This window comes from Stenotrophomonas sp. BR163, from assembly GCF_047520985.2.
Lineage (GTDB): Bacteria > Pseudomonadota > Gammaproteobacteria > Xanthomonadales > Xanthomonadaceae > Stenotrophomonas > Stenotrophomonas sepilia.
This window is the reverse complement of sequence record NZ_JAXBRE020000003.1, coordinates 241716-250445: the sequence shown is the minus strand read 5'-3', so window position 1 is coordinate 250445 and position 8730 is coordinate 241716. Positions and strand designations below refer to the sequence as shown.

The 8730-nt window shown below is 67.3% G+C and carries 8 protein-coding genes and 1 pseudogene; 1 reads left to right on the top strand and 8 read right to left on the bottom strand.

Going from position 1 to position 8730, the window contains the following annotated elements; all coding sequences use genetic code 11:
- Positions 1–108 precede the first annotated feature (108 nt).
- The 8 genes from ACM0PY_RS03570 to ACM0PY_RS03535 all read right to left on the bottom strand — a co-directional run bounded on the left by ACM0PY_RS03570 (position 109) and on the right by ACM0PY_RS03535 (position 8607).
- Entirely contained in the window at positions 109–2529 is a 2421-nt protein-coding gene (locus ACM0PY_RS03570) for a TonB-dependent receptor domain-containing protein (RefSeq protein WP_180885527.1), read from the bottom strand.
- 145 nt (positions 2530–2674) lie between these two features.
- Positions 2675–3076, bottom strand: a complete 402-nt coding sequence (locus tag ACM0PY_RS03565) for a hypothetical protein (protein WP_061479226.1) — start codon at positions 3074–3076, stop codon at positions 2675–2677.
- A 164-nt stretch (positions 3077–3240) separates the two neighbouring features.
- Positions 3241–3918, bottom strand: coding sequence for a Fe2+-dependent dioxygenase (locus ACM0PY_RS03560; RefSeq protein ID WP_134972069.1), 678 nt, complete (start codon positions 3916–3918; stop codon positions 3241–3243).
- A 10-nt stretch (positions 3919–3928) separates the two neighbouring features.
- Positions 3929–4648 (bottom strand): tetratricopeptide repeat protein, encoded by a 720-nt coding sequence (locus ACM0PY_RS03555; RefSeq protein WP_180869091.1) that lies wholly within the window; start codon positions 4646–4648, stop codon positions 3929–3931.
- A gap of 70 nt (positions 4649–4718) precedes the next feature.
- Positions 4719–7010 (bottom strand): TonB-dependent receptor, encoded by a 2292-nt coding sequence (locus ACM0PY_RS03550; RefSeq protein WP_180885525.1) that lies wholly within the window; start codon positions 7008–7010, stop codon positions 4719–4721.
- Between the two features lie 149 nt (positions 7011–7159).
- The gene (locus tag ACM0PY_RS03545) at positions 7160–7564 is read right to left on the bottom strand and encodes a hypothetical protein (protein WP_134972068.1); all 405 of its coding nucleotides are present in this window, start codon (positions 7562–7564) and stop codon (positions 7160–7162) included.
- Between the two features lie 174 nt (positions 7565–7738).
- The gene (locus ACM0PY_RS03540; RefSeq protein WP_005415593.1) at positions 7739–8071 is read right to left on the bottom strand and encodes a non-heme iron oxygenase ferredoxin subunit; all 333 of its coding nucleotides are present in this window, start codon (positions 8069–8071) and stop codon (positions 7739–7741) included.
- A complete protein-coding gene (locus ACM0PY_RS03535; protein WP_180885524.1) occupies positions 8068–8607 on the bottom strand; it encodes a GNAT family N-acetyltransferase in 540 nt (179 codons plus the stop codon). The genes ACM0PY_RS03540 and ACM0PY_RS03535 overlap by 4 nt, the downstream gene beginning before the upstream one ends.
- A gap of 42 nt (positions 8608–8649) precedes the next feature.
- Between ACM0PY_RS03535 and ACM0PY_RS03530 the strand changes: the two are divergent.
- A pseudogene (locus ACM0PY_RS03530) lies at positions 8650–8730 on the top strand (GNAT family N-acetyltransferase); the annotation flags it as partial.

Genomic DNA, 8730 nt, shown 5'->3' with positions numbered 1-8730 from the left:
GCCAGAGCGAATTCAACTGCGTGGACGACTATGCGACCAAGGACCAGCGGCCGGCACTACCGATCGGTAGATCCACGCCATGCGTGGAGCAGGAGCAGGGCGCGGCGATCAGAACTTCGCGTTCAGCGAAATCCAGTAGCTGCGCCGCTGGTCCTTGGTCGCATAGTCGTCCACGCAGTTGAATTCGCTCTGGCTGATCAACAGGCACGACTGCGAGACGAAATCCTTGTCGAGCAGGTTGTTGACCCGTGCGTTCACCGTCAGCCAGGGCGTGGCCTTCCAGCTGCCACCGAGATGGAAGATCGTGTAGTCCTCGTAGTAGCGGGTGTGGCTGGCGCCGTTGGCGTCCAGCAGCGTGTCGCGGTAGCGGTCGTAGCGGCCCTCGCCGATCAGCGACAGGCTGACCGCTTCATTGACCTGCCAGTTGAGGCTGGCGTTGGCCATGTGTTTTGCCGGCATGGTGCCGCTGATCGGCAGCCCCTCCTGTGCGCCACTGGTCTGCTCGCTCCTGGTCCAGGTGTAGTTGCCGCGCAGCTGCAGGGTGTCGAGCAGGTCGACGTGGGCGGCCAGTTCGGCACCCCGCGTCTCAGCCTTGTCGATGTTCACGCTCTGGGTGAAGGTGCTGTAGCCCAGTGCGGCCCAGCCCGGGCCGATGTCCACGCAGTAGCCGCTGCCGGCGCGCGCCACTTCGCAGTTGGGGAAGGTGCCGCCGCTGGCGATCTTGTCTTCGAACGTGTTGAAGAAGCCGGTGACGTTGAAGCCCCAGCGCTGGCCCTCGTAGTAGGCGGCCAGCTCGTAGTTGGTGCTGGTTTCAGGCTTGAGGTTCGGCGAACCGACCAGTGGCAGCACGCCCTGGCCACCGAAGCCGGTGATGCCCGGGAACAGCTGGTCCGGTCGCGGGGTCTTGTAGCCGGTGCTGACGCCGCCCTTGAAGGTCCACGCATCGCTGGCGTTCCACACCAGGTAGCCACGCGGGCTGACGTGGCTGCCGAACACGTTGTGGTCGTCGTAGCGCAGGCCGAAGGTGGCGGTGAGGGTGTCGGTCAGCGCCCAGTTGTCCTCGGCAAACAGCGCCCACATGCGGTGTTTCTGCTTGACGTTGCTGCGGTAGCCGGCGCCATCCATGCCGAACACACCGTCGACCATGTCAGTGTTGTTGTACTGGCCACCCACCGTCAGCTTGTGCGCGCCGAAGTCCAGGTCGAGCATCGTGTCGAGCACGTAGCCTTCCAGTTCCATGCTGCGCAGCGGGCGCGGCAGGAACGCCTGCAGGCGCGCCGTCTCACTCGGGTTGAGGGCGGCCAGGGCGTTGCCTCGGCCGGCCGCACAGTGGTTGGCGGCGCCAGTGCGGCGGCAGACGTCATTCCACAGCGTCTGCAGGTTGGCACGCTCGTCCAGGGTCAGCGGCAGAGAGCGGCCGAGATTGCTGCTCTTGCTGTGGGTCAGCGAAGTCTGCCAGGTGCCGAAGCTGTAGCGGCCCTGGTGGGTCAGCGACAGCTGATCGCGCTCGTAGCGCTGGTAGGCGGTGTAGCCCACGCGCGGCTGCACCACGCGACGGGTGACGGTGCCGCTGCCGTTCGGGTTGGGAATGATCGCATTGCCGACGCGCCACAGGCTGGCCAGGCTGTCGAGGGTGCCGGTCTGGCCTTCGCTGTTGTCGTATTTCTGCCGCGACACGTCGTAGTCCAGCCACAGTTCGTGATCGTCGTTGATGCGGAAGTCCAGGCGCACACCGGTGTTCCAGTTGGTGTTGGCGACCGACTTGCCGCCACCGCCGAAGCCGATGCTGCGCTCCCACGGCGTACCGTCGGGAAGGGTCAGTGCATCCCATTCCGGGTTCGATGCCTTGGCATCGTAGTAGCTGCCGCGTACCGCCAGGCTGAGGCGGTCCTTCAGCAGTGGGCCGCTGAGGTAGAGGTCGGTGGTGCGCGCATCGCCGAACTGGTCGTCCTGCTGCACGGTGAAGCCTTGGGTCACCGAGCCGTGCCAGCTGTCCTGGTTGCGGCGGGTGATGATGTTGATGACGCCGCCCATCGCGTCCGAGCCGTACAGCGTGGACATCGGCCCGCGCACGACTTCGATGCGTTCGATCGCCTCCAGTGGCGGCAGGTAGGCGAACTGGCCGCCACCGAAGTTGTTCGGGTAGATCTGGCCGACATTGCTCTGGCGACGGCCGTCGATCAGCACCAGGGTGTACTCGGACGGCAGGCCGCGCATCGACACGGTGGCGCGGCCGTTCTTGTCGGTCGCTTCCAGGCCCACGTCGATGCCTTCGACGTCGCGCAGCGCATCGACCAGGCTGGTATACGGGCGCTTGCTCAGTTCCTCGCGGCTGACCACGCTGATGCTGGCCGGGGCATCGATCACCTTCTGTTCGAAGCCGGAGGCAGTGACCACCACCTTGTCCAGCGTCTGCGGTGCGCCGGCGGCGTCACCGAGGGCGAAGGCGGGGCTGGAGAAAGCCGCGAGCACGGCGCTGGTCAGCAGGGTACGGGACAGGGACGAACGGACACGATGGCGCTGGGCCATGGCAATTACCTCGAAGAATGCAGGGTGGCGCGATGCCGTGCGCGAAGCGCGCGGCGGGCACGGAAGGCCCGGTCAGGGGCGGCAGGGATGAAGCAGGCAGCGACGTGCAGGCGCGACCGCGCAGGCGGTCACGCCAGGCCGTGGATCAGGCCAGCGGGGGCGCCTGGCCGCGCTGCTGGCGGCGCCCGGGCGCATCGGCCCAGGGCGTGTCCGGAGCGGCCAGCGGCCAGTCCGGGCGCACGCCGGGCATGGCCGGCGTGGCGGGTACGAGTTCGAGTTCAGTGCGCAGCCAGTGGCTGGCCAGCAGCAAAGGCGGGTGTGCCTGCTCGGCCGCTTTCACCGGAGTGGATGCACCGCGGCGCAGCTTGGCCGGCGCCTCTTCCTGCAGGGGGCTTTCGCCGCCGCGCTCTTCCAGCGGCATCTGCATGGCCATTCCAGCCTGGGCCTGTGGCAGCAGTGGCAGGGTGCCCAGCAGCAACGCCAGCATCGCCACCCATGCCAGCAGGCTGGCCAGCGCCGGACGCTGGCCGCGCATGGCGGTGCCCATCTTGCGATGGATGAGTGGGCGAGGGCGAAGCGGACGCAGCAAGCAGGGGTCCCCAGGGGTCTGCCGGCAGCGGCCGGCATCAACGGGGCGTGATTGTAATGAGAGTCGTTAGCTGTTGCAAATGAGAATGATTGCCAAAATTTCGCGGACCGGCCCGGCAAGGCTCAGACTTCGCTCCAGCGCCGCAAAAGGTTGTGGTACACGCCGGTCAGCTGCAGGATCGCCTCGGCGTCGCCGCCGGTCTGCCGCAGGCGCTCGATCGAGCCATCCATTTCCCACAACAGGCGGCGCTGCACGTCGTCGCGGATCATGCTCTGCACCCAGAAGAACGAAGCCACGCGTGCGCCGCGGGTGACGGGGCGCACTTGATGCAGGCTGCTGGACGGGTAGACGATCAGGTCGCCAGCCGGCAGCTTCACTTCGTGCTCGCCGTAGGTGTCGCTGATGATCAGTTCGCCGCCCTCGTACTCATCCGGCGCGGACAGGAACAGGGTGCAGGAGATGTCCGAACGCAGCTGTTCACCATTGGCGAGGTTCATCACCGCGCCATCGACATGGAAGCCGTAGGTGCCGCCGCCGCTGTAGCGGTTGAAGCGCGGTGGCAGGTACTTCAGTGGCAGCGCGGCGCTGAAGAACAGCGGGTGCCGGGCCAGCGCGACGAGGATGATCTCGCCCAGTTCGCGGCGTAGCGGCGAGGCCTCGGGCAGCTGCTGGTTGTGCTTGGCCTGCGCGCCCAGATGGCCGACGGTCTCGCGGCCATCGGTCCAGTCGGCGGCATCCAGTCGGCGGCGGAAGTCGGCCACCTGGTCGGCGCTGAGAATGTCGGGGATGTGCAGCAGCATGCGGGGCTCCTCAGAGGGACGGCGGTGCGACCAGGGCGCGCACCTGCGGATGCGGCGACGCGGCCAGTTCCGGCACGATGTGCGCCATGAACGCCGGGCTGCCGTGCGCCAGGGCGAGCCGTAGCCAGTGCACGGCCTGCTCGACCTGGCCGGCCTGCAGCAGGATCGAGGCGTAGTTGGCCTGGCCGCGGAAATCGCCGGTCTCGGCCGCGCGCCGGTACCAGCCCAGGGCGGCCTGCGGATCGCGCTCGATCTCCAGGCCGTCTTCAAGGTGGCGGGCCAGCAGGTTCATCGATTTGGCATGGCCCAGATGTGCGGCGCGGGTGTACAGGGCCAGTGCCTGCGCGCGGTCCTGGGGCACGCCGCGGCCGGTGGCCAGCAGGTTGGCCAGGTTGTACAGGCCCCAGTCCAGGCCGGTGTCGGCCGCGCGCCGGTACCACACCGCGGCCAGCGTGGGATCGGGCGTGGTGCCCTGGCCCAGCTCATGGCAGCGGCCGAGCATGTTCATCGCCATCGGCGCGCCGTTGTTGGCGGCGGTTTCGTACCAGAGCAGCGCAGCCGAGGCGTCCTGCGCGGTGCCTTTACCTTCCATGTGCATCTGCGCGAGCAGCAGCTGCGCCTCGACCTGCCCGGCCTGTGCGGCGTCGCGCACGCGTGCGAACGCAGCCTGTGGATCGTGCTGGAGCAGCTCGGCCAGGGCGTCGCTGTCGATGGGGGTACGGGTTGCCATGGGGTGAGTATCGCCGGAAACAAAAACGGCGGCAGGAGAGCGCCTGCCGCCGTGGTGGAGCGCCGTTACATCAGAACTTGACGTTCAGTGCCAGAGTGGCCGAGCGACCCGGGGCGATGCTCGCGTAGTGCGAGGCATAGGCCTTGGTGAAGTAGGTCTTGTCGGTCAGGTTCTGCACGTTGAGCTGCAGGCTGATGTTGTCCTGGATCGCGTAGCTGGCCATCGCGTCGAAGCGGGTGTAGCTCGGGATCCACTTGGTGTTGGCGACATCACCGTACTGCTTGTCCGAGTAGAACGCGCCGGCGCCGAGGGTCAGGCCGATCGGGAAGCGGTAGGTGGTCCACAGGTTGGCGCTGTGCTTGGCAGTGTTCGGGAACACGTTGCCGTTGTACGGCGACGGCACGTACACGTTGGACGGGCAGGTGCGGCCCACTGGTGCGCCACAGACGAAACCGTTGTCCTTCAGTTCCGAGTCCAGGTAGGTGTAGCCGCCGTACAGGCTCCAGGCGTCGGTCAGCTGGCCGGTGAAGCCCAGTTCGAAGCCGTTGATCTCCTTCTTGCCGGCGTTCCGGCTGGTGCCGTTGTCGACCGTCACGCGTGCGTTGTTCATCACGGTGTGGAAGATCGCTGCGGTCAGGTTCAGGCGCTGGTCGAACAGGTCCCACTTGGTGCCCAGTTCGAGGTTCTTCGTGTCCTGCGGCTTGAGGTCGGCCACGGCGGCGCTCAGGCCGTCCGAACCGTCACCACCGTCCATGCCCGGCGGGGTCGAGGAGGTGCCCCACGACAGGTAGATGCTGCCGTTGGCGGCCGGCTTGAACACCACACCGGCCTGGTAGTTCAGGAAGTCATTGCTGTTGCGCACGCGGGTCGGTGCCTTGCCGGCCACCGGGGTGGTCAGGGTGGTGCGGAAGTCGTCGTAGCGCAGGCCGAGGTTGATCATCCACTGCTCATTGAGCTCGATGGTGTCGAACACGTAGGCCGAGGTGGTCCTGGTGCGCTGCTCGACGTCCAGTGCCTTGTCGCTGCGGTACACCGAATGGGTGGCTGCCCACGGATCGCGCGGATCCGGATTGGCGAAATCGGTGCAGTTGTAGCCGGTGGCCGCGCCGGTGGTCGGGCACTTGCTGTTGCCGGTGAGCGGGTTGCTGGTGCCCGGGGTCATCAGATAGCTGCCGCGGGTCATCTTCTCGTCGCTGTACTCCACGCCAGCGCTGTAGCTGTGCTTGAGCGCGCCGGTCTGGAAGGCACCGGTCAGGCCCAGCTGGTCGGCGAAGCTCTTGACGTCGACGGCGCGGGCGTTGGTACGGCGCCACAAGGTGCCGTAGTTGTTCGGGTTGCCCTGGCTGTCGTCCGGCTGGGTCCACAGGTAATCGTTGCTGGTGTTGCCCAGGCGCGCGATGTTGCGCAGCTTGTGGCCGCCGAAATCGTAGCTGGCATCCAGCGTGCTGATGTCGGCACGGGTGCGCTGGAAGTCACGGTCGACCAGGCCGTAGTAGTTGTTGCGGTCCGGCACCATCGGGCGGCCGTCGACCCACTTCGAGGCCGGCGCACCGTTCGGGTTGCCGTAGGGGAAACCACCGGCGTCCGGCAGGTCATCGCTCTGCATGTGGTAGTGGCTGGCAATCAGCTGCGCCGGGCCGTTCAGGCCGAACGCGATCGACGGCGCGATGCCCCAGCGGCTGACATTGGCGGCGTCGCGGCCAGCGATGTCCGATTCGTGCTTCATCAGGTTCAGGCGCGCGGCGATGCCATCGCCCAGAACGTAGTTGGCGTCCACGGTGCCGCGTGCGTAGCTGTCGGTACCGATGCCCATGCTGGCGTTGGTCTCGTTCTTCAGCTTCGGCGTCTTGCTCACCAGGTTCAGGCTGCCACCACCGGAATCACGGCCACCGTAAGCCGAGCTCGGGCCCTTGACCACTTCCACCTGCTCCAGATCGAAGATCTCGCGGGTCTGCGAGCCGACGTCGCGCAGGCCGTCGACGAAGACGTTGCTTTGCGAATCGAAGCCACGGATGAAGGGGCGGTCGCCGGTCGGGTTGCCGCCTTCGCCGGCACCGAAGGTGATGCCCGGCACCATGCGCAGTGCATCCTGCAGGTTGGTCGCACCGGTTTCGGCAATCAGCTTTTCCGACACGATCGACACCGACTTCGGGGTGTCCAGCAGTTCGGCGGTGAACTTCGGCGAGGACGGATTGAACCAGCTGCCGCGCACCTGCACCTTGTCCAGGTCGGTGGCCTTGCTGGATGCGGCATCAGCGCTGTCGGCAGCCTGCGCGGCCAGCGGCGCGAAGCCTGCGGCCAGGGTCGCGGTGGCGAGCAGGGAAACGCGCGGGGCGTGCTTGCGGGACGTGATGTGGGTCATGGCTTTGGGTAGTGGCGTGGATCGGGAAACGGCGAAGGCCGAAGCGCAGACAGCGCGACGACAGGGAGGGAGCGTCTTCTGTAGAGCCGAGCTGATGCCCGGCGATGCGGCGAACGACTTCAGGCGCACGGCAACCGCCGCAGGGCACCTCAGCTGGCGTGCGGTGCGGGCGGTGCGTGGCCGGGGTTCAATCGCAGTGCGGGATCGTGCAGTTGCCGGCGCAGGGCGTCGGAGCGCCATAGCGGGATATGTGCGACCAAGGGCGCGCGCAGGGGGGCCAGTCCGGCGCAGGGCGTGTTGCCCTCACCCTCAAGCGGCGGCTCCGGTGCAGGTGCAGCATGTTGCGGGCATTCGTCTGCCGACGGCGCCGGCAATGGCATGACCTGGCGCAACCCTTCGGCATGTGCCTGCCACCCTTGGGTAGTCGGGGCGTTGCTGCGTCCTTCGTGCAGCGCCGACCAGCCCAGCAGCAGCGTCAGCAGCACGGCCACGGCCAGTGGCCACCCCTGGCGGGCGAGCTGGCACAACGTGGCAGTGGGCGCGGGCGAAGCCATGGCGCGGGGGCGAAGTCGTTACGAAGATGTTACGTAGGATAACATCAACGATAATGATTCGCATGTGCGGGGTGCTGATGGACGCCGGGGCGGCCGGGGAACGCCCTGCGAAGGCCCTTGCGGGGCCTCCTGCAGATCCAGCCCAGGGTGGATACCCCCAGGCCGTGCGCCGCCTCAATCGCGGTCGTCGCGGGTCCAGACGGCGTCGTGCTCGCGCTTCACCGGGAACTTGGGCACCGGGGTATAGGCCGGGGCGCACAGGGCGCGGCCATCGCGCACGTCGAAGCGCGCACCGTGCAGTACGCACTCCACGCTGCCTTCGGCGGTGTTGAATTCGCCAGAGGACAGCTCGAATTCCTCGTGCGTGCACTGGTCTTCCAGCGCGTACAGCTCGCCGTCGAGGTTGAACACCACGATCGGGGTGCCGGTCACCTCGTCGAACACGCTCTTCATTTCACCGGGCAGCAGCTCGTTGCTGGCGCACACGAAGGTCCAGGTATCGCTCACGCGGCCGCTCCGGCCAGCGGTTTTTCCAGGACCTCGAAGCGCAGGTCGTCGCGCTTGGGGATGCCGAAGCGTTCGTCGCCATACGGGAAGGGTTTCTTGATGCCGGTCCGCTGGTAGCCACGACGCTCGTAGAAGGCGATCAGTTCGTCGCGTACGTCGATCACCGTCATCTGCATCACCGGCACGTTCCATTCGCGTGCGGCGTGGGCTTCGGCGGCGTCCATCAGCTGCTTGCCGACGCCGCCGCCCTGCTGTGCGGGGGCGACCGAGAACATGCCGAAGTAGCCCTTGCCGTCAACATCGGCAACGTGGGCGCAGGCCACAAGAACGCCTTCGCGCTCGGCCAGCAGGATGGTGGAGCGGGGGCGGTCCAGGTCGGCCTGGATGCCTTCGGCGTCGATGCGGGCGCCATCCAGCAGGTCGGCTTCGGTAGTCCAGCCGACGCGGCTGGCGTCGCCACGGTAGGCCGAGGTGACGAGGGCGATCAGGGCGGGGATGTCGGCCGGCGTGGCGGCGCGGAAGGTCAGGGTGCTCATGGGGGCATTTTAGGTGGGCAGTGGGCGGGCGCAAATGGGGGAGTGGGGTCAGATCCCTTTCGCGCCGCCACGCCGGCCGACATCCCCGCCCTGATCGCCCTCGTCACCTCGGCCTACCGTGGC